This window comes from uncultured Aquimarina sp. (assembly GCF_947496855.1).
Lineage (GTDB): Bacteria > Bacteroidota > Bacteroidia > Flavobacteriales > Flavobacteriaceae > Aquimarina.
Map to the genome: position 1 here is coordinate 426,191 of NZ_CANMED010000002.1, position 22,869 is coordinate 449,059.

A 22,869-nucleotide genomic window follows, 5' to 3' on the forward strand; every position below is an offset into this window, starting at 1 on the left:
GTTTATACATTAATATACTATAAGAGCAGACACAAAAAATGTTGTGTCTGCTCTATATATCATATTTTTATTTCTTAATTACTTTAATAACCCCTTTACCGAGTATTTTAGCTAAGTATATTCCTGAGGGAATATTAGAAAGGTTTATCACTTCTTTTTGTCCAGAAATTGTTTTTGTTGAAACAACCTTACCCAAGAGATTATAAAATATAATATGATCTCCTTTTTCAGCTCCTGAAATAGTTACCAAATCATCTACAGGATTAGGAAAAGCTTTGATTTGAATATTTTCAGGTTCAACATTAGTCCCAAACATACGTGTAGTCGTACAATCCTCCAGTATTTCAGCTGGTCCAGATCCTGTGGGTTTTGTATATGTTTTTGATAATACAAACTTATCCATTTCGAATCCATCTTCTCTCATTGAAAAAGAAATCGTGTGTACACCTGCCGTTGGTACATTTATGAATATTTTTTGCGGCTCTCCACAATGATTTGCTCCTGTTCGTTGTTTACTCTCCCAAGTCCACTCACGCTTACCTGTACACCATTGCATTTTTTGTCCAGAAGATGGCCACGTTCCATCAATACCAACATGTACACCATTATCTTCTGATCCCGTAGAATGAGCTCTTACCCAAACAAAATATTTTCCTGGACTAGTGAACTTAACTTTGTAATCAACTATTGCTATTTTTCCTGGTTTATTCGAGAAACTTTCAGAAGTAAGAGGGTCACCATGAGTAACTCTTGTATCTGGCAAAATTTCTAAATATCCATTACCACTTGCTCCATTAGAATGATTTGGATCTGGATCAGGAGTCGGAGTACCTGTTGTAGTTTCATCAAAAGTATACCATTTTCTATCTCCATCTTTCGATTGACTCTCAAAATGTTCGGCCTCTACAGCTAATATTCCATTTTTTTCTACAGCTATACAATCTTTTCCTGTACCGCCATTATTATCACTCTCAATGAAAATTAACTTGTCTAAGTTAAATAAGAATCCATTCCCACCAGAAAAATCCAATCTTAAAATTTGCTCTCCTTCCTCAAGATCAATTAAGGTTGTTACGGTTTCCCAAGTTTGCCATCCACTTGTATTCACCACGGATAATTCTCCTACTTTAGCACCTTTTGCTTTTACTATTATTTTTCCGCCTGATGTATTAGCAGCAACTCTTGCGGTCAACTCATATTCTCCAGATGCCTTTACCTTTACATTATAAGTAACAAAATCACCGTTTTCAATATATCCAATATTTTGTTCTCCTCCGATACCAGAAGTACTTTCAACTTGAATTCCTGATTGAGTATCAAAACTCTCAGCTTCTACAGTTCCAGAAATTTCTACTACTTCATTATTATTCCTCGCATCATTACAATCCAGTTCCAAAATAAGTTTTGGTGCTGTAGTTCCTTCTTTTGATGAGAAAGAAACATCATTCCCTCCTGTTTGCTTAATAATTAAAGAAACTGTTTCACCAGAAGTAACTCCTGATAATTCCCACTGATAAGATTGCCCCTTACTATAAGTAGTATTAAGAGACCCTATTTTGGTTCCTTCAGAAGGTTTATTAGCACCTGAAAGATTCGCCTCTGTCCAGTTATTCGAACTTCCTTTAAAGATTTCTATTAATCCATTCCCGCCATCTGCAGATACAAAAAGTTCTAATTTTGTACTCGTAACATTTTCTGTTATTGTTGGTACTATAAACTGAGTATACGATACTCTTTTTCCACTTTCTACTCTTAATTCTCCATTATTAAATCGAGTGTTTCCTTGTAGATAAGCATCTTGTGATGAGGTTACTACTTCTGTGTTATCGCAACTGCCGCCGTTTCCGTCGTCATCCTTGCTTGTTATTAAAGCTACCCAGTCATTGGTATCCGGTGCTACTAAATTACTTCCTAATGTGTTTTTGGTAGTAAGATCTCCTCCAGTCCTAGGATTAAACCATTGTACATCATATTTGTTATTACCAGATGGTAAATTTAATCCTGTAGATCCCCCATTAGGTCTGTAAACTGCATAGATGCTTCCTGCTTTTGTAAATACATAATCTTTACGGTCAGAAGTTACCTCATCCGAAGAAGTCATCTCTGTCAAATAGGACTGCAAGTGAGTATTAAAAAAATCAAGAGCATAACTTCCCTCTTTATATTTCTTACCTCTTTTTCTATGATCTTGTCCATTTAAATCTCCATCATCATTTGTATAACCGCTGTAATACTCTACTCCAGTACCTCCTGCCATTAGAGTAGCCCAAAGTACTTTTTCTCTCACTTGCTTATCGGAAACCATAATACCCTCATTAGCGCTACCTTGTTCATCGTTAGCAACTACCCACTTTTTACCAGATTCACTAGATCTTGTAATCCATTTTTTTACATCTCTGTGTATATTGTTTTGAGCTGTTTGAACCGATGCTCCTGTCAAACTAGAATTATTGCCTAATAGTGGAGTATATCTTTGATCCTGTTCTCCAGGATATGTATGTATCACAATATGATGACCATAGGCATCTATTTCTTTTATATAACTTGCTGTCGCTTTGGTTACACCGTCCTTAATTGTCGTTTCTTCAGAAAGATTCCAATTAAGCGCTAGGTGATGACCAAATCTAGCAATAAGTTCACGATAATATAATTTTCTCTCTCTACCAAAAGTATGAGAATCCATTTTCTCGCAATTCTCTGTTTCCATTGTTTTAAAATGTAGATATACACCTTTCTTATCAGCATACTCCATTATCTTTTCCCATTGTGCTAGTTTAGAAACATCAAAACGATCTTTGTGTAATTTATTCCATTGACCAGCCTTACCCGTATTGGAATAATCTTGTAATGAACCTTTCAAAATATGAGGGAAAACGGCACCATCATCGCCTCCTGCTGCCCAAGTTAAAAATGACATTACATTTGCTCCCTGACCTGACAGGTAATTAACTACTCCTAATAATTCAGTTCCTTTTCCTCCGTTCCAGGTATATGCACTCGCATCTGCACTCACGTAGTCTCTTTGGTGAGGTTGCCATGTCTTGCTTCTGTTTCCACCTGCTGTGTTACCTGGTGTTCCGTCGAAATCATCATAATGAAAACGATTTTCAGGAGAGTCAGCTCCTGCTTTTAAAAACCACGGTCCATTAGGATTTTCAGGATTCGTTCCTGTATGTTTAAGATAATGCTCACCTACATACGTTAGTCTTCCTAAATTCTTATTCCTAAAATCTTTACCTGATTTGTTAGATTCAATAACAGTAAAGGATCCTGTTTCGCCGTTCATAAATCCTGCAGCAGATCCTCCTCCATTAATAGCAACATTAGATCCTGATGTAAAAGAAGCTGACCAATTCCAAGCTCCGATATCATCTGGAGTAAAATGTACTCGCCATTTATTACCAGTGTCACAACTAGTATCCTCAGCATCTCCACAAGCCGCAAAATAGCCAGGTATTATGTATCTTCTATTACTGTCTCTATGAATAAAAGTAACTTCTAACCTGTAATCACTAAAAGGATTAGGGTTTGACGTTTCTGTTGTATTAGGTCCATTAAATGTAAGACTCAGTTTGTGCCATCGTCTAGGTTCTCCTTCGAGAACCTGTGCTTTTGAAATAAATCCAAAAAAAACAAAGGCAATTAAAAAGTAAGGTTTTAAAAGTTTCATTATGTTAAGTTTTAAGTATTAACTTGATTTGAGTTTTAAAAATTAAAGGGCTAAAATGATATACACGAGGAGACACTACTCTTTATTTTTTTTCAAAATTTGACTGGAACTCAATTGGGGACTGTAGACTAATCAGATTCAATAAATCAAAAAATTATAGTAACATCTACCTCGCGTAGAATCAAAACAAACATAAAGCAATAACTAACAATGCTTTAAATGTTAAATATTATATCTGGTGCAGCAACACATAAAAATCAAATAACGCCTAAATAAGACCTAACCCCGTAAAGATTATTAAAGTCTACACCAGATAAAAGTTCATGCATTTCAGTTCTTAATTAACTAATAAGGTACTCCAAGGAGAATCTATAATGCTATTTGGCTCATCCAAATATCTCACCGACGAATGGATTGCTCCATTAGGGTTCACTCACGCCTTACATAAGGCATCAAGATACTTTATGTAAGTGACTGAACCTCTGTCTGAGTATTATCTATAATTTCATCCTTTTAACAAGATGCAATCACAGAAAAAATCGCTGCGATCGGCGCAAATAATTTTAAATTTTTCATATGTACAGTTGAGTTTGTGAAATAAATTTTTGATCAGTGCAATTATCTATTAGATCAAAAAGTCGTATACTTTTTAATCAATAAATTGCATATATATCACCTTGTAACTAGTTAAGTCACTAGGAAGAGAATTGATATACCACGAGTTAGTCTATCAAAAAATATTAATTAGAGGAGTTTTCATTGTGTGATTTACGTTTGGTTAAAAATGAGGTTTTAAGTTTGATTCAAAAATAATTGAAGTCTGAGTATCTTAGTTCTCATATTTTATCCTTCAACTACATTTTCTTAACCTATTTGTTTTTAATAAAAGTCAGATGTGTTTTTCCTTTGCTTTTATGATTAAAAATTATATATTCTAAAATATCTTGTCATTTTTTCACAAACTTTGCTGTCTTTACGATCAAATCATTGTTGTCAATAAAGCTAATTAAATAGATCCCAGAACTATAATTAGCAATATTTAGTTTAATAAGATCATCAAACACCTTTTGTTCTCCAGTCAAATCAATTTGACCTACAATAATTCCATTAAGATTAGTTATAATAATTTTTCTCAAAACTATTTCATTTTTGTCTTGAAGTTTTATAGAAATATATTCGTCAGATGGATTGGGATAAATGAAAAAATCGTCGTTAGTTTGATTCTTACTTCCTCTAGTACTATAATTTTTTATGTAGATTTTAAATTTAACTGGTTTTGTAACTCCTGTTATTCTATCTGATATATATTCTATAAAATTCACATAACTACCTCTCTGATCAGATTTCACTTCTCGTCCATCTAGAAATTTTTCTTCCAATTTTTGTTTACTATCAAAACTATATATCCTTTTCAAAAAAGGAGCTTTCTTTGGTGCATAATGTGCAAAATCACTTTTACCAATCTGATCAATAACCTCACCTTTTATTGTAAACTCAAAATCACCATTTAAATCTATCGTATCATCTATATCATTTGATTTTATAAAACGTATCTCAGGATTTTCTATGGGTTCCACATCCATCACTCGGATTTGACTATCTGTATTATTCTTATATGGTTTAAAAGAAGAAGGACTACCTAACCATTTGACTTTATTAAATATAAATCGTGCTTTAGAACTGTTTCCAGAAGTATTACTATTTAAACTATTGTTAATATTAACTCCTTTATCTTGATAACCATAAAACGTAACATTGTGAAAATTTAAATTATCATTATCTTTTTGAATCAAAACACCTGTTGTATTTTGTCTCCCTGTATTCTCATTTGCGTGAAACTGGGAGTTTTTAATTAGATAACCAAAATTAGTTGAGATGTAGATACCGAATCTATCAGCGTTCCATACTAACATATTAGAAACTATAGAAGTTACTCGATTAAAAGCACCAGAAACTGATCGATTTTGAGATTTAAATCCATCTGCACAATTAAAAGCTATGTTTCCATCAAACCTTATGAAAGGTGCAGCAGTACGTACTACCGATTCCTGAAATGGAAAAGGATTTACTTTACCATGTTTTTCAAACACACTAACATCCAATCTGTCAGCCACGAGCACTTTTTCTCCGCTTCCTTGATAATGATAAGCAGCACTAATAGAAGATGCTACATTATTTACCATCTCTACCGCTCGACCTTGCAATGCATATCCAGACGGATTTTTAAAGTCATCATCAATTACTTCTCTAAGAACTCTACGAATTTTGTCAGTTAAAGGAATTCCACTTGGTTCATTGTTTATCCTTTTAGGAGCACCTCCTGTTACAAAATTATTTTTCCAAATACCAGTTTCAGAACCACTTTCTGCAACCATAGCTCCTCCGTTAATTTCTAGAACTACATTGTTACTGAAGTCTGCGTGACTATCATGATGTACCATACCCCATCCTGGAGACCCCCACACTACATTACCAATCGCTTTAATTAATTTCTCTTTATTTTTTCCTCTAAGACTTTTATGAAAATGTAAGGCATATCTTCCTCTTTGATTTTCAATTTTAGAGAAATTCGTTTCTGGTTCATTAACAAAATTTGGCAGACTTATTTCTCTTTTATCTCCTGATCCAGTAATTACAGGTGTTCCAATTTTTAAGTCATCTAAAACATTTACCTTATTTGTCCTACCCAGATCTTTAAAAGTAGCATTTTTCACAATTACATCACCATTAAACATAAACATAACATGCCCCCTTCTTGTATGGTTTTCTTCAATACTAGTATGAAATGATCTAACTATTACATTTCTTGACAGATTAGCTATATAAGTAAAATAATCTTTTCCATTTAATTTTACGCCCTTATGATTCTTCTTAGTTCTCTTTTCTAAAGTTATCACGTTTCCAGAAACTTCTTTAATTTGAATAACCTCGTTATCTCCTCCTCCTTCAGTTCCTGAAATTAAAATGAAATCTCCTTTTTTCCAGCCCACTGGTTGAGATTTCAAATAAACTTTATCTTGATTTGCTAAAATATCTCGTGAAGATTCGGAAAAATCTAGTTTATCTTTCCCTTTAATCCTAACTTTTCCCCAAGTCATTATTGAAATCGATGCTTGTTTGGGATCCCATTCATACCTCCCCAAAACTCCAGTCCCATCTGATGACAACTGATTTCCAAAATGATTAGTTACTCTTTTGTTATCATTGTAATGAGCCATTGCATATGTATTCCAATTGGCCCCTCGTATTTCTTGATTTTTTTTCTTATCAATATCAAAAGGTTTTAGAACGATTTCTACAGCACCACTATTTTCTCCTGAAGCATTGATATTTAGAAATGAATTGCTGCTCCCTAAAAAGGAATCTACTACCAACTTCCTCTTCTTATTATTTTTTGCATTCATCAAAATAGTCCCATCGTTTCTTATCACAAAAATGTGTTCGTTACTATTCATATCATAATCTACATTGATTCCTTCAGGTATCCATACTATAGATGCTAAACCAGGAATATTATTACTCCCCCAAGTATTGGGGTCAGACCAATTTCCGCTCGTAACAGCTTTATGAGTTACAGTATTTTCTGGAATCATTCTTTCAAATTGTGAATATCCTGTAAAAAAAGTACTTACTAAAAAAATTAATAGATAAGACTTAATAAGTGTGTGATTTTTCATTGTGTAATTGTTTAAGTTTTGTTTTTAATAAAATAAATCTCATTTTTTGATCCTTATTTATTGTAGCAAATAGTTTTTTTAAAAGCTTTCTATCAAAAAGTGAAACTCAAAAATGAATTTTCAAAACATACTAACTTTTATAAAAAATATTTGTAGAAGTCTGGATTAAAATGAATATAAAGAGTGGGATCAGTAAAAATTCATATCCTCAAATCTTTAATTTTTGAGAGGATAATATGAGTAAATGGATACTAACATAATTTTGCGTTATTGAGTTTAAAGTATTAGTTTTTAAAAGTGTGGGAACAAAAGTATATAGTTTCTAATGCTTCAGTTATAGAACTTGGTGTACAATAAGTGTACATTTTATTATTCTTAAGTTTTAAGGAGTACATTTAGTATACTATGAATAAATTTAAGGCGTTTGAAAAAAAACTTATCTATAATTATAAAACAATTCTAAATAGTATAACCCCATATCAGAACTAATGCGCCCATACTTTTCTAAACTTTGCGATAAACTAAAAACTCCTAAACCCATTCAGCTTTTAAAAATAATATTGATTATAAAATTCTGTTTTTGTTTTGGACAACAAAATAAATTCCACACGCAAATAGATAGCTTATTAAAATTATCGAGAAAAGGTGCTAATTACAATATTAAAGCTTTAAGCAAAGCTGATAGTTTATCCAAAAAACATAACTATGAACGAGGTACAATTACTGTGTACTACAACTATAGTGATCATTTTATGAGACTAAACAAATATGATAGTGCTGGTTACTATTTAGATAAGGCCTATTCAATAATTCAAAAAAAAAGAAACTATAAGAAATTAAAAAAAAATATACTTACTAATAGGGCAACTATCAATGCTAAAAACGGCTTATACACAAAAGCTCTTTTTTTATACCGAAAAGCGTATAAAATAGCCATAAACAATAAAATGGAAGACACTTTACTTCTAAAGCTTAACATTTTTAATATGTTCAACGAATTAGGTAAAGAAAAAAAAACCATTGAAAGATTAACAAAATTAAAAAATAGATTTACCAATGATACCCTAAAAAATTGGTTAATTGTTTTTAACTATTTTGAAACTCTAGCCAATGCTTATGAAAGAAAAAAAGATCTAAAAAATGCATTAAAAATTTGGAAAAAAAACACATCTGTAGCTAACGATCACAGAAACAAAAGATTAAAGGCATATTCTTTACTTAAGACATCTAACCTTTTTCTACTCTCGGATAGTTTACAGAAAGCAGAAGTTATAATTAATAAATTCTCTGAAACAATTATTAGTCCCTTGGATAATGAAATACTTTCTCTTTTTTATGAAATCAAAGGGCAATTAAACTTTAAACTAAACAAATTACATATATCCAATAAATATTATGATAGTATTATAACAATTCCAAAAGTAAATATGAAAGTTCTTATGAAAGCTTACAAGTATAAATCTGAGAACTATCATCTTCTTAAGATGCATAAAGAAGCCAATATAGCTATCAAATCATATATTGAAATAACAGATAGCATAAGAAATATAACAGATAAGAATATCTTGAACTATTATAATTCAGATTTACGATTTATAAGAGAGCGAAAAGAAAAAAACACTTTACGATTATGGAATCAAAAACAGAAATTTAGAATAATAATCCTATCATTAATCTTATTATGTATCTGTTTAGGTTTTATCACGACTTTGATTTTAAAAAAATATAATAAAAGTAAAATCACTGTTAAAATACTTAAGGCGAACGAAAAAAAGAATTATGAAGATCAGCTCAAAAAAAGAGAAGAAGAACTAATAGCTACCGCTGCATCAATACAAGATCAAAACAAAAAAATTAAGTACGTAAAATCAAAGTTAAACGTCATAATAAATAAAAAAGATTATCATCAACTCACTGACATAAAAAAAGAACTAAACGATTTGCTAAATAGTTCCAATGGCATCAATTTGATTTATGACAAGCTTGAATCAAGGTATCCAAATCTAGCTATTGTTCTTAAAGATAATTACCCTCAACTAACTGCAAATGATATAAAACACTGCTTGTTATTAAAATTAAATTTAAGTATTAAAGATTGTTCTCAACTCCTTAGTGTGTCAAGTCATGCTATTAAAATGGCAAGAAAAAGAATAAAGAAGAAAATGAAACTTCCGGAAGAAACAAGATTAAAAGAATTCTTAGACACAATTTAAAATTGTTATAAACTAGAAAGGTTGTAAAACTTAATTTTAAAATTTTGAGATATGACTCTAATGAAAATAATTCCGCATCAAGACTTTTAAGTATTAATCCAAAGTAAAAACTTAAAAATTAGTAATACATAAAAACCTATTTATTACCGTATTGAAATACAATTAAATAAAATAATTAACAACGACAAAGTAAAACTTAATCAAATCATTTGTTAGAAGTTTATTAAAATTTTTAAGAAAAATTATGTAATTATTATATTATTTTAAGACAATATATATATATATAATTATAAATTTAGCCAATCAAGAACCCCAAAGAATAATGAAACTTACCTACAAAAAAGTTGAACTAAAACCAGAAAAATCTTTTTCCGTCAAGAGAGCAAATATTCCCTGTATAGAAGAGGATTGGCATTTCCACAAAGAATTAGAATTAATATACTTTATAAAAAGTACCGGAACTCGTTATGTAGGAAATTCTGTTAACAGATTCAAACCCGGTGAATTATATCTGATAGGAAGTGATTTACCGCATTTATTTAGGAATGACAGAGAATATTACAATAATGATGAGGTGGATGATAGAGCTGTTGACATCATTATTGTTAAGTTTAAACCTGATTTTTTAGGTGATCATTTTTTAAATCTCACTGAAATGCAAGCTATTAAATTTCTTTTTCAAGAAGCTAATAAAGGTTTAAAATTTTCCAAAACATCAACAAAGAAAATTCGTGATATTTTAATACAACTAGTAGATTCTAAAGGAACATTGAGTATCTTAAAAATACTTGAAACACTACATTTACTATGCGCTAATAAAGATTATAAACAATTGTGTCCTAGATTGAATAGCTTTTATTTTAAAAAAGACGAAAAAGAAAAAATGGCAAAAATTATCAATTACTTGAATGCTAATTTTGATAAGAAAATTGAGTTAGAAACCATAGCATCCATTGCCAACATGACGCCTAATTCCTTTTGTAGATACTTCAAAAAACATACTCAAAAATCATTTTCGCAATTCTTAAATGAAATCCGTATAGGAAATGCTTGTAAATTACTTATAGAGGGAGAGTTACAGATTACCAATGTATGTTATCAATCTGGTTTTAATACAATTACAAATTTCAATCGCCAATTTAGATCATTCATGGGAATTACGCCATCTGATTATCTTAAAAAATATGACCTTCAAAAAAAGTGAATCACTATTTTAAAATAAATAGGTTATAGAAGTTTTTTTAAGGAACTTTCTTCAATAAGAATGGTTTTAAGAACAGTAGTTGCATTATACTTTTCTTTTTCTACTTCACTAGTTTAATCTATCAAGAATCCTTTTGGTAGCTATAAAACCTAAAATTAGTTCCGTGTTGATCAACTGTGGTTAAGGTTAGATTACTGTTTTCTGCAAGAATTCCATCAGTAAAACCAATAACCGAAACATCCTCAAAAACTTTTCAATCTTAACCCTATATTAAATTGAGTATATAGATTGCAGAAAGCTCATATGCTGTAATAACAACATCAACACTCTCATTTACTAACATGTCAACACTTTTCACCTCTTTCTCATAAGGTTCTTACTATATACAAGTAAGAATATTACACCTTTGTTCTCCAATCTGTTTCTTATATCAATGAAAGCTTTTTAATCTTATTTTTAGTTTTATCACTTATTTCGGGATTGTTAGCTAATGCTTTTTAAGCTGTAGAAATCGAAAAAATAGACAACTCTGCAAGTTTTTTTAATGTCATTAGTTTTGATTTACTCATATCACATTACTTATAATTGTTCTAAGAAGAATTCAAAACTATTGACAATCTAATGTTTTCTAAATATTAATTTTGAGATCTCATTATCTATTTTCTGTCAATACTCTGCAGTGAACTTAGACAAACCAAAAATTTACCCAAGAAATAATAAAAAGGAAAACAAGAGAAAGAACACTTGTCCTGTGCATTGACAACGAATGGATTAACTGGCATTCATTCCTATTGCGCTCCCCTTGCCAAATACAAAACTAGCAAAGCTACCGCTTTACAATTTTTGTTATTTTCCAAAAATTTGAAGCTTTAGGCTTCAATCTTTTTCAAATAACAAAAACCTGCAATTTCATTGCAGGTTTTGTGCTTGATGTGACCGTGAAGGGATTCAAACCCCCAACCCTCAGAGCCGAAATCTGATGCGCTATTCAGTTGCGCCACACGGCCTATTAAATTTTTAAGATAATTTATCTTTTACAATAGTAGAAATCGTTTTTCCATCTGCTTTACCTGCTAATTGTCCAGAAGCCATTCCCATTACCTTACCCATATCTTTCATACCTGATGCTCCAGTCTTCGTAATGATATCAACAACTACCGCTTCTATCTCCGCTTCACTCATTTGCTCTGGTAAAAATTGCTCGATTACCTTTGCTTGATCCAATTCTGGTTGTGCTAAATCTTCTCTACCTTGTTCTGCAAAAATTGCTGCACTATCTTTACGTTGTTTCACTTGCTTCTGCAATAACTTTAGCTCTTGATCCTCTGTCAACTCTTCTTTAGCTCCACTTTCTGTTTGAGCTAATAAAATGGCAGATTTAATAGCACGCAATGATGTTAAAGCATTAGTATCCTTAGCTTTCATTGCTTCTTTCATAGCAGTCATTACTTTTGCTTGTAAACTCATAGATAATCAGTTTTAATCTTTTGGATTGCGAAGATAAAAAATAAACCGATAATCCATTTTAGATTATCGGTTTAGTTTATTTATTATTACTAAATTTTGGATTCCAGTCTAAACTGGAATGACAAATATTACATCTTTTCAAACAATACTTACGAATTCTTAATCTACATTATCGTGTAGAAAAGAATTATTTTTTCGTAATTGAATATCGTCATTACTATCTGTTCCTAATGAAGTTCTAGACAACTCAGACGATCCAGGTTTAGAATCAACATCTAACCCCGCACGCTTATACGCAGGTTCTTTCTCGATATCATCAATATTAGATGCATTATTTCTGAATTTATAATTAAACTCCTTCATTTTAGCTCTGCGTTCAGCAGCTCTAGCTTTTAGCGTTTCAGAAATCGGTTGATCTATTGGATCTGCACTTTCAGAAGGTTCTTGTTCTGGAGCTGGAGCTGGAGCAATAGTTTTCTTTTCGAAAACTACTTCTTTATCTTCCTCCATCACCTCTGCCTCTGGTTTCGCTTCTGTTAACCGTTTTTCCTCTTCCATATATTCCTCAAGACTATACTTGCGTACTCCTCCAGATGTGTTTTCGTTAACAGGAACAACTTCTATAGGTTCATTTACCTCTACTTCTAAAATATCATCTGTGAGGTCAAAAACTATTGGCTTTTCCTCTTCTTCTTGATTTAAGATAGTAGGTGTAGTCTCTTCAATGAGATTTTGTTCATTTCTATCCTCATTTCCACTTGCAGGCATATCAAATGCCAAGGTAAACTGATCTTCTTTTTCTTTTTCAGCTTTTGCAGCTAATTCATTAGCATCGTTAACTTCTATCTGGTTGATAATTTCCTGAGCATTAATGATAACAAAATCATTATCTGTAGAAAAAGGACTTACCACTTCATGATCTACAACATCCAAATTCTTAAGGAATTCGGTAGTAGGTAATAACAAAGATTCTTTAATATTTTCTTCCTCTTCTTCCTCAACTAATTCATGTTTGATAATCGGCTCTTCTTTCACCTCCTCCTTCAAAGGGACAGGAGCTATTACCGGAATCGTTCTAGATGTTGACTTAGGAGTCAAATCCTGAGTTGTCGCACGTTGCTCCTCTTCTAAGGTATGAATGATTCTTTTTGTTTCAGTATTTACAATTTCATCTTGTTGTTCTACATCAAATCCTGTAGCTATAACTGTTACAGAAATGGCATCTTCTAGTGACTCATCTTCTCCTACTCCCATAATGATATTGGCTCCATGACCAGCTTCTTGCTGAATATGATCATTGATTTCACCGATCTCATCAATAGTAATCTCTTCTTTTCCAGAAACGATTAATAATAGTACATTTTTAGCTCCCGTAATTTTATTGTCATTAAGCAATGGTGAGTCTAATGCTTTTACAATAGCATCATGAGCTCGTTTGGCACCAGAGGCATTAGCAGACCCCATTATAGCCGTACCACTATTACTAAGTACAGTTTTTGCATCACGTAAATCAATATTCTGTGTATAGTGATGCGTTATTACTTCGGCAATTCCTCTAGATGCTGTAGCAAGTACTTCATCTGCTTTAGAGAAACCGGCTTTAAAACCTAAATTACCATATACTTCTCGAAGCTTGTTATTATTGATAACTACTAAGGAATCCACCTGAGTTCGAAGTTTCTCTACTCCTAACTGTGCTTGTTCATTACGCATTTTCCCTTCGAACTGAAACGGTATCGTAACAATACCTACCGTAAGAATATCTAATTCTCTTGCCATTTTAGCAATGATAGGTGCTGCCCCTGTACCAGTTCCTCCGCCCATACCAGCCGTGATAAATATCATCTTGGTATTGGTGTCTAACATTCGTTTAATCTCTTCGTAGCTTTCTACGGCAGACTGCTCACCCACTTCTGGGTTAGCACCAGCTCCTAATCCTTCTGTAAGAGACACTCCCAACTGTATCTTATTCGGAATAGAACTATTTTCCAATGCTTGTGCATCTGTATTACAAATAACGAAATCAACTCCTTTGATTCCTTGCTGGAACATATGATTAATGGCATTGCTACCACCTCCTCCAACTCCAATAACTTTAATTACATTTGATTGATTTTTGGGCAAATCAAAAGAAATGTTTTCGAACTCCTCTTTGTCACTCATAATTGCTAATTTTCTTGTTCTCTTACTTTTGTTTTTTTAATATCTTCTTATGTTCAAAACTGAACTATATAATTTTCCAACTACTCTGCATTATCCAAAAACTCCTTGAACTTCTCTGTCCACTTCTCTAGGATGTTTTTTCTGGGTCTATGATCCACTACTGGTTTTTCTTCTTCGATACCTTCTCCAGCGATTGTTGTTGTTTCTTCTTTTATTTCTTCTTCTACTATAACTTCTTTTATCGCCGCTTTTTTCTGTTTGCTAATATGCACAAGACTATCCATAACTAATCCAACCGCTGTTGCATACATTGGACTTGTCGTTTCCGGGTCACTATTGCCTGCCAGATGCTCGTTAGGATATCCAATACGCGTATCCATACCTGTAATATACTCTACCAACTGTTTTAAGTGTTTTAGTTGAGATCCTCCACCAGTCAAAACAATCCCAGCAATTAATTTTTTCTTAGGAGATTCGTGACCATAATTTTTGATTTCTAAAAAAACTTGTTCTATAATTTCCACAACCCGTGCATGAATAATCTTAGATAAATTTTTTAGTGTAATCTCTTTTGGTTCTCTTCCTCTTAACCCTGGAATAGAAACAATTTCATTGTCTTTATTTTCTCCTGGCCATGCAGATCCAAATTTGATTTTAAGCAATTCCGCTTGTTTCTCTATAATGGAACAACCTTCTTTAATATCTTCAGTAATTACGTTTCCTCCAAAAGGGATCACAGCTGTATGACGAATAATTCCATCTTTAAAAATAGCTAGATCCGTAGTACCACCACCTATATCAATTAATGCGACACCGGCTTCTTTTTCTTCCTGGCTCAATACCGCATTAGCAGAAGCTAAAGGCTCTAAGGTTACATCAGATAATTCCAATCCAGAACTTTTTACGCATCGGCCTATATTACGAATAGAGGTTACTTGACCTACTACCACATGGAAATTAGCTTCAAGTCGTCCACCATACATCCCAACAGGTTCTTTGATTTCTGCTTGACCATCTACTTTATATTCTTGCGGTAATACGTGTAATATCTCTTCTCCTGGCAACATAACTAATTTATGCACTTGATTACATAAAGCATCAATATCGTCTTCATCGATAACTGCATCTGCATTAGGACGTGTGATATAATCACTATGTTGTAAACTTCTTATATGCTGACCAGCTATACCCACTGTTACTTCAGTTATTTTCATTCCAGAAACACTCTCTGCCTCTTGCACAGCTTGTTGTATTGATTGTATAGTTTGGGTAATATTATTTACGACACCACGATGCACACCAAGGCTTTTGGATTTACCCACACCTAAAACCTCCATCTTCCCGTACTCATTATATCTACCTACCATAGCAACAATCTTTGTTGTTCCTATGTCTAATCCTACCGCTATTTCATTCTCTTCTCTTCCCATATTGGTATTATTTTATTGTGCACACCACTTGGTTACTAAACTGCAAACTGACTTTTTTATATTTATCTAGGCTATGATCCTTTAAAGCTTTTTGATAAAAAGCCTTAAAATTTCTAACCTTACTATCCAATTGTTCTACTTTACCAAAAATTACCTCAAAAGCATACACTCTTAATCCTAACTCATAATCTCCACTTTGGTTTTTATAAACACTTATCACATGTTTTTTTAAAAACTCGTCTTGTTGAATTTTTCTTAACAATGGAAAAATTTCCAAAACTTCTCGTTCCGAAACATTACTTACCAAAGGAACATGAGCCGAATAATTATCTGATAATGGCATCGTATTACCCGTAACATCAACATAAAAAGGAACAACTGCATTCACCCTAGCGATTGGGGTACGCTGCTTGATTCTTGCCTTAAGTTGTCCGTTTACAGTAAGATACACATCTGAATCTTCAATCATTTTGTGCGCATCCAATCCCTTCTCTACGATATTCAAAACTAAAATTTCTTTGCCTACGTCCGTCACTCCTACCTGATTTTGTATTAACAATTTATTAACCGTCAATTCATTTACGTAAGGATTCTGTTCTTCGACAAATTCTATTTCTACTTCTTTGATCTTTCTGTTATCATTTCGACTACCTGTAAATGCAAAAAGAAATGCTATCAAAGCAACAAGGCCTGCAAATTTCGCATATATCAAAATGTTCTTCATAACGTCAACAATGCTTCTTTTATACTAATTACCTCTTCTCCTATATCACCTGCTCCGATGGTTGTGATAACACGAGCATTACTTTTTAAAATCTCCTCTATTAAATTATCCTTCTTAACTAGTTTTTTATTTTCTAAGTTTATCATTTCTAGCAACCATTCTGAAGTTACACCTTCAATCGGCAACTCTCTTGCAGGATATATGTCTAACAACAACAACTGATCAAATTGACTCAAGCTTTCCGCAAAGTCAGCTGCAAAATCCTGTGTCCTACTATATAAATGAGGTTGAAAAATTGCTAACACTTCTTTTTCAGGATGCATTTCTCTTATTGCTTGATGTAATGCATTAATCTCTGTTGGGTGATGTGCATAATCATCCACAAAAACCAAATCATTGGACTTAATCTGGTAACTAAAACGCCTCTGAACTCCTTTAAAAGAAAATAAAGCCTTTGCTAAGGCAGGGGTCGGGGAGCCGTATAGCAATGCCATAGCAAAGGCCGTTGTAGCATTTAACAAGTTATGTTTACCTGGCAGGTTTAAATGCAAATCCTTAATTATTTCAATAGGTGTTTTTAAATCAAAAATATATACTCCATTATCAATACGTACATTTTGAGCACAATAGTCAGAATCGTCTTCTATTCCGTAGGTATTACCAGAAAGAGGTAATCCATTACAAACCAAAAGGTGGTCTTTTGCTCTAGATGAGAATTCTTTAAATGACTCTTCTAGTTCATTAGTTTTTTTATAAATATCTAGATGATCTGCGTCCATAGAGGTAATCGCAGCAATATCCGGATAGAGTTGCAAAAATGATCTATCAAATTCATCCGCTTCTACTACCACTACTTCACTCCCTTCTAGTATGAGATTTGAATTGTAATTTTCACTTATACCACCCAAAAAAGCTGTTACTTTTGCTCCACTTTCTTTTAATAAATGAGCCAAAATTGCAGTTGTAGTTGTTTTCCCATGAGTTCCAGCTACGGCCAAGGTGTAAGTATTTTCGGTAATAATCCCTAAAACTTCAGCTCTTTTCTTAATCGAAAACCCATTATTTTTTACATAGTTCAGTTCTTTATGACTCACTGGGATTGCTGGAGTATAAATCATAAGTGTTTCATCGGGGTTTAAAAATAATTCTGGAATTGCATTTTCATCATCCCTAAAATGAATATCAATTCCTAAATCTTCTAAATCTGAAGTAATCTGAGTTGATGTCTTATCATATCCAGCTACATTTTTACCCAAAAACTTAAAATATCGTGCAAGAGCACTCATTCCGATACCGCCGATACCGATAAAATATATATTCTTTATGTCTTTTAAGCCCTTATTCATTCTTCAACGCTCTACCTTTTCTTTATTTAATTATTTGTTCGATTTCATTTACGATATCTTTGGTTGCATTTGGTAATGCTAATTTTTTTATTGCGTGCATCAGTTTTATCTGCATAGCTTCAGATTCTAATAGCTGAGTGATCGTTTTCTGGAACTTTTCATTTAACTCAATTTCTTTTAGCATTTTAGCTCCATTCTGACTTACGATGGCATCAGCATTCTTAGTTTGATGATCTTCTGCAACATTGGGTGATGGAATAAACAATGTTGGTTTTGCCACAATACATAATTCTGAAACAGAACTCGCTCCAGCTCTTGAAACGATTGCATCAGCCGCAGCATATGCCATATCCATTGTATCTAAAAACTGATGTACTTGCACATCTCTATTAGCATCATACTTTTTGTACTCATTATAATACAACTTACCGCATTGCCAAAGTATCTGAACTTCTTTCTTCGCAAAAAACTCAAGTTCTTTTTCTATTAATTGATTTATTCTTCTTGCACCAAGACTCCCACCGATAACCAAAATTGTTTTCTTTTCAGGGTCAAGATTATACTTAGCAATTGCTTCTTTCCTCTTACTATGTATCTCCAATAAATCTTGACGCACAGGATTTCCTGTTTTAATAATTTTATCTTTTGGAAAAAAGCGTTCCATATCATCATAGGCAACGCAAATTTTATCCGCAGCCTTTGCCAACCATTTATTGGTAATACCTGGAAAAGAATTTTGCTCCTGAAGTACTGTTGGGACTTTTGCTGAATTTGCCATCTTCAATAATGGACCACTTGCAAAACCTCCTGTACCTATTACTATATCTGGATTAAAATTTTTAATAATCTTTTTAGACCTCCAAAGACTACTTAATAACTTGAAAGGGAACAACAAATTGCTTAACGACAACTTACGCTGAATCCCGCTAATCCATAAGCCTTCTATCTCATAACCTGCCTGCGGAACTTTTTGCATTTCCATACGGTCTTTAGCACCAACAAACAATATAGAAGCTTCAGGATATCTATTCTTTAATTCATTGGCAATAGAAATCGCAGGATAAATATGTCCTCCAGTTCCTCCACCCGATAATATGATTCTTGGTTGTTGCTTCATATTGCTTCACTCAAAACCTCTAATGGATTTTCTTCTTTTATATCTGAATCTTCTTCATTTTCACTATTCGGACCAGACTGATTTGTTTCTAACATTTCCTCTCTACTACTACTTATACTTAACACCATCCCTATTGCCATACATGTCATCCAAATTGATGTCCCTCCACTACTAACTAGAGGAAGTGTCTGACCAGTAACCGGAAATAATTCTACAGCAACTGCCATATTAATCAACGCCTGAAAAACAATCGGCAATCCCACGCCAATTACTAACAGCTTACCAAATACATCAGAGCTTTTATGAGCAACGATAACCAATCTAAATAAGAGCATTAAATAGAGGAACATTAGAAAAACACCCCCAACTAACCCCCATTCCTCAATAATTATAGCGTAAATAAAATCAGATGAAGATTGTGGTAAAAAATTTCTTTGCACACTTTTACCTGGACCTTTTCCCATTACTCCGCCTCTGGCGATAGCTATTTTCGCACGTTCTATCTGATAATCTTCTGGTGTATCTTTGTCATTAAAAAAGTTTTCTGCTCTACTCACCCATGTATCAACTCGGTTAGGAAAAGCATCTGGAAAAGCCTTAGCTGTTAAAATAAAAAATGTCAGTGCTAACAAACCCGTTCCAAGCACTACCGTAATATGTCTTAATGGATATCCTCCTAAAAACACTAACATAATCACCATGGAGAAAATAATCGCTGCGGTAGAAAAATTAGCCGGTAATATTAACATAAGGATTATAAAAACGGGGAGCCAAAGTGGAATCAATGACTCTTTAAAAGTTACTTTTTTATCCTTGATTTTAGACAGATATCTAGCTACAAACGCCATTAAAACAACAGCTGCTAAGGTAGAAGTCTGAAAAGTAACCCCTACAAATGGCAAACGAATCCATCTACTAGCATTTGCTCCTCCAATTGTGTTATTCTGAGCCATAGTAAACAACAACAACACTACTACTACGGGTAACATGATAATAGAAAGCCCCTTAAAATAGTGATACGGGATTTTATGAACCCAGTACATAATACCAAACCCCAGAAGCAAATGTGCAAAATGCTTTACCAAAAACACAAAAGTATTTCCATCCCCATATAAATATGCTAAATTACTACTAGCGCTATACACTGGAAGAAACGAAAACAAGGCTAATAAAGCAACGATTGCCCATATTACCCTATCTCCTTTTATATTTCTTAAAACCTTTGTCAACTTAGCTCTTCTTTATTTTCTATTATAAATTATTTATTTCGCCTTACTCTCTTTTACTTCACTACAACTCACGTACAGCTTCTTTAAATTGCCTCCCACGCTCTTCGTAATTTTTAAAAAGATCAAAACTTGCACAAGCTGGTGACAACAACACATTTTCATTTCGCTCTGCTATTTTATAAGCCATATTAACAGCTTCTTTTATAGACTGTGTTTCAACTATATTATCTACACAGTTACCAAAAGCATTAATTATCTTGGTATTATCTACTCCTAAACAAATAATTGCTTTCACTTTTTCATTGACTAGAGGGTACAATTCGGTATAATCATTTCCTTTGTCGACACCTCCAACGATCCATACTGTTGCTGATTTCATGGCATCCAAAGCATAAAAAGTAGCGTTAACGTTTGTTGCCTTAGAGTCATTCACATACTGAACATTGTTTATCTTAAGAACATTCTCAAGACGATGCTCTACTCCATGAAAATTTTCAAGACATTCTCGTATCGTTGTCTTTCTAATTTTCAATAATTGTGATACAGTGGCTGCTGCCATTGCATTTTTCACGTTGTGATTTCCTTCTAATGCTAATTTTTTTGTTGGCATGATAAATTCGTTGTTGTCTATTGTTATTTTTATATTTTCTCCTTCCAAATACGCCCCATTTTCTACCTTTTTCTTTAATGAAAATGGTAATAATTTTGAACGAATAGGATGCTCTTCTATATACTTTGTAATTACCTCATCATCTCCATTGTAGATAAAATAATCACTTTCTGTTTGATTCATTGTAATCCTAAATTTTGAAGCGATATAATTTTCAAATTTATATTCATATCGATCCAAGTGATCCGGTGTAATATTTGTTAGCACAGCAATATGCGGTGCAAATTTTTTAATCCCATCTAACTGAAAACTACTTAATTCTAACACATAATATGGAGTATCATTTTCTGCTACCTGTTTTGCATAACTATCTCCAATATTACCCGCCATACTTATATCCAAACCTCCATTCTTAAGCACATAGTGCGTAAGCATTGTTGTTGTAGTTTTACCATTACTTCCTGTTATCCCAACAATTTTAGCTGATGTAAACTCTGATGCAAATTCTATTTCAGATACTACAGGTACTCGTTGCTCTACTAGTTTTTTAACTAGAGCTACATTATCCGGAATTCCAGGGCTTTTCATAACCACATCTGCTTTCAGAATTTCATCTTCTGTATGCTGTTGCTCTTCCCATTCGATTTCAAAATTTCTAAGAACTTCTTTATAATGATTTGTAATTGTTCCTTTATCTGAAACAAAGACATCAAAACCTTCTTTTTTACCCAAAACCGCGGTTCCAACTCCACTTTCTCCTGCACCAAGAACTACTAGTTTTTTCACTTTATCTAACTTTTAAAGTAATGACAGCGATGATTGCCAAAAAAATTCCAATGATCCAGAATCTAGCTACAATCTTACTTTCGTGTATTCCTTTTTTCTGATAATGATGATGTAATGGGGACATCAGAAATATCCTTCTTCCTTCACCATATTTTTTTCTGGTATATTTAAACCAACTTACCTGCATCATAACCGATAAGGTTTCTATAAAAAAGATTCCGCATACAATCGGAATTAAAAACTCTTTTCGTATTGCAATTGCAATTACCGCTATTATACCTCCAATTGTTAAACTACCAGTATCTCCCATGAAAACTTGCGCTGGATAGGTGTTATACCATAAAAAACCGACCAATGCTCCTGCAAACGCCGCTATGTAAATAGTCATCTCACCAGAATTAGGGATATACATTACATTGAGATAATCAGAAAAAACAATATTACCTGATACCCAAGCAAATAATGCCAATGTGAGCACAATAATCGCAGAAGAACCAGCGGCCAATCCATCGATTCCATCGGTAAGATTAGCGCCATTAGAAACAGCTGTCACAATAAAAATCACAATAGGAATAAAAACTAACCAAGCATAATTAACTAGACTGGGATTGATCCATGTAATCAAACTAGCATAATCGAACTCGTTATTTTTAATAAACGGTAAAGTTGTTTTCGTAGATTTAATTGCAGGGTTAAAATCAGATTGACTTTCTACTTTCACAACTTGTTCAATATCAGAATTAACCTTTTCTTCTTTAACTGTAATATCATCATGAAAATACATAGTACAACCCACGATAAGTCCAAGCCCCACTTGACCTATTACCTTAAATCTTCCGGCTAATCCTTCTTTATCTTTCTTTTTTATTTTTAGATAATCATCTGTAAAACCAATAACACCCATCCATAAAGTGGTTATAATCAAGAGGATGATATAAATATTATCAAGCTTAGCAAAAAGTAATGCAGGAACCAGTGTCGCTAGAATGATTATAATACCACCCATAGTTGGAGTGCCTGCTTTTTCAGCCTGCCCGTCTAAACCAAGCTCCCTAATGCTTTCGCCCATCTGTTTTTTCTGCAAAAAAACTATGATTCGTTTACCATAAATAGTGGAAATCAATAGCGATAGAATAATTGCCATTGCTGCTCTAAATGTGATAAACTGAAACAAGGATGCTCCAGGAAATTGGTATTCACTTTCTAAATATTGAAACAAATAATATAACATAT

13 protein-coding genes and 1 tRNA gene are annotated in these 22,869 nt (G+C 33.0%); 2 read left to right on the forward strand and 12 right to left on the reverse strand.

Annotation, left to right across the window (positions count from 1 at the left end):
* Window positions 1-67: 67 nt before the first annotated feature.
* On the reverse strand, window positions 68-3,670 hold the full coding sequence (locus Q0921_RS07845) for a carbohydrate-binding protein (protein WP_299255704.1): 3,603 nt from the start codon (window positions 3,668-3,670) through the stop codon (window positions 68-70).
* Between the two features lie 947 nt (window positions 3,671-4,617).
* Window positions 4,618-7,347, reverse strand: coding sequence for a T9SS type A sorting domain-containing protein (locus Q0921_RS07850; RefSeq protein ID WP_299255706.1), 2,730 nt, complete (start codon window positions 7,345-7,347; stop codon window positions 4,618-4,620).
* Window positions 7,348-7,835: 488 nt separating this feature from the next.
* On the opposite strand from Q0921_RS07850, the gene Q0921_RS07855 reads away from it, so the two are divergent.
* The gene (locus tag Q0921_RS07855) at window positions 7,836-9,560 is read left to right on the forward strand and encodes a tetratricopeptide repeat protein (RefSeq protein WP_299255708.1); all 1,725 of its coding nucleotides are present in this window, start codon (window positions 7,836-7,838) and stop codon (window positions 9,558-9,560) included.
* A 322-nt stretch (window positions 9,561-9,882) separates the two neighbouring features.
* Entirely contained in the window at window positions 9,883-10,764 is an 882-nt protein-coding gene (locus tag Q0921_RS07860; protein ID WP_299255710.1) for an AraC family transcriptional regulator, read from the forward strand.
* Between the two features lie 933 nt (window positions 10,765-11,697).
* Here Q0921_RS07860 and Q0921_RS07865 read toward each other — a convergent pair.
* The 10 genes from Q0921_RS07865 to mraY all read right to left on the reverse strand — a co-directional run bounded on the left by Q0921_RS07865 (window position 11,698) and on the right by mraY (window position 22,867).
* Window positions 11,698-11,771, reverse strand: a tRNA-Arg gene (locus Q0921_RS07865).
* 10 nt (window positions 11,772-11,781) lie between these two features.
* Window positions 11,782-12,231 carry a GatB/YqeY domain-containing protein gene (locus tag Q0921_RS07870; RefSeq protein WP_299255712.1) on the reverse strand — a complete coding sequence of 150 codons (450 nt, stop codon included), beginning with the start codon at window positions 12,229-12,231 and terminating at the stop codon, window positions 11,782-11,784.
* Window positions 12,232-12,390: 159 nt separating this feature from the next.
* Window positions 12,391-14,394, reverse strand: a complete 2,004-nt coding sequence (gene ftsZ / locus Q0921_RS07875) for a cell division protein FtsZ (RefSeq protein WP_299255714.1) — start codon at window positions 14,392-14,394, stop codon at window positions 12,391-12,393.
* Window positions 14,395-14,474: 80 nt separating this feature from the next.
* Entirely contained in the window at window positions 14,475-15,824 is a 1,350-nt protein-coding gene (ftsA, locus tag Q0921_RS07880; RefSeq protein ID WP_299255716.1) for a cell division protein FtsA, read from the reverse strand.
* A 7-nt stretch (window positions 15,825-15,831) separates the two neighbouring features.
* On the reverse strand, window positions 15,832-16,548 hold the full coding sequence (locus Q0921_RS07885) for a hypothetical protein (protein WP_299255718.1): 717 nt from the start codon (window positions 16,546-16,548) through the stop codon (window positions 15,832-15,834).
* Complete coding sequence (gene murC, locus Q0921_RS07890) at window positions 16,545-17,894, reverse strand: UDP-N-acetylmuramate--L-alanine ligase (protein ID WP_299255720.1); 1,350 nt, start codon at window positions 17,892-17,894, stop codon at window positions 16,545-16,547. Before murC ends, Q0921_RS07885 begins: the two co-directional genes overlap by 4 nt.
* A gap of 22 nt (window positions 17,895-17,916) precedes the next feature.
* Window positions 17,917-19,011, reverse strand: a complete 1,095-nt coding sequence (gene murG / locus Q0921_RS07895; protein ID WP_299255721.1) for an undecaprenyldiphospho-muramoylpentapeptide beta-N-acetylglucosaminyltransferase — start codon at window positions 19,009-19,011, stop codon at window positions 17,917-17,919.
* On the reverse strand, window positions 19,008-20,240 hold the full coding sequence (locus Q0921_RS07900; protein WP_299255722.1) for an FtsW/RodA/SpoVE family cell cycle protein: 1,233 nt from the start codon (window positions 20,238-20,240) through the stop codon (window positions 19,008-19,010). The genes murG and Q0921_RS07900 overlap by 4 nt, the downstream gene beginning before the upstream one ends.
* Window positions 20,241-20,301: 61 nt before the next feature.
* The gene (gene murD / locus Q0921_RS07905) at window positions 20,302-21,636 is read right to left on the reverse strand and encodes a UDP-N-acetylmuramoyl-L-alanine--D-glutamate ligase (RefSeq protein ID WP_299255723.1); all 1,335 of its coding nucleotides are present in this window, start codon (window positions 21,634-21,636) and stop codon (window positions 20,302-20,304) included.
* 1 nt (window position 21,637) lies between these two features.
* Entirely contained in the window at window positions 21,638-22,867 is a 1,230-nt protein-coding gene (gene mraY, locus Q0921_RS07910; RefSeq protein ID WP_299256127.1) for a phospho-N-acetylmuramoyl-pentapeptide-transferase, read from the reverse strand.
* Window positions 22,868-22,869 lie beyond the last annotated feature (2 nt).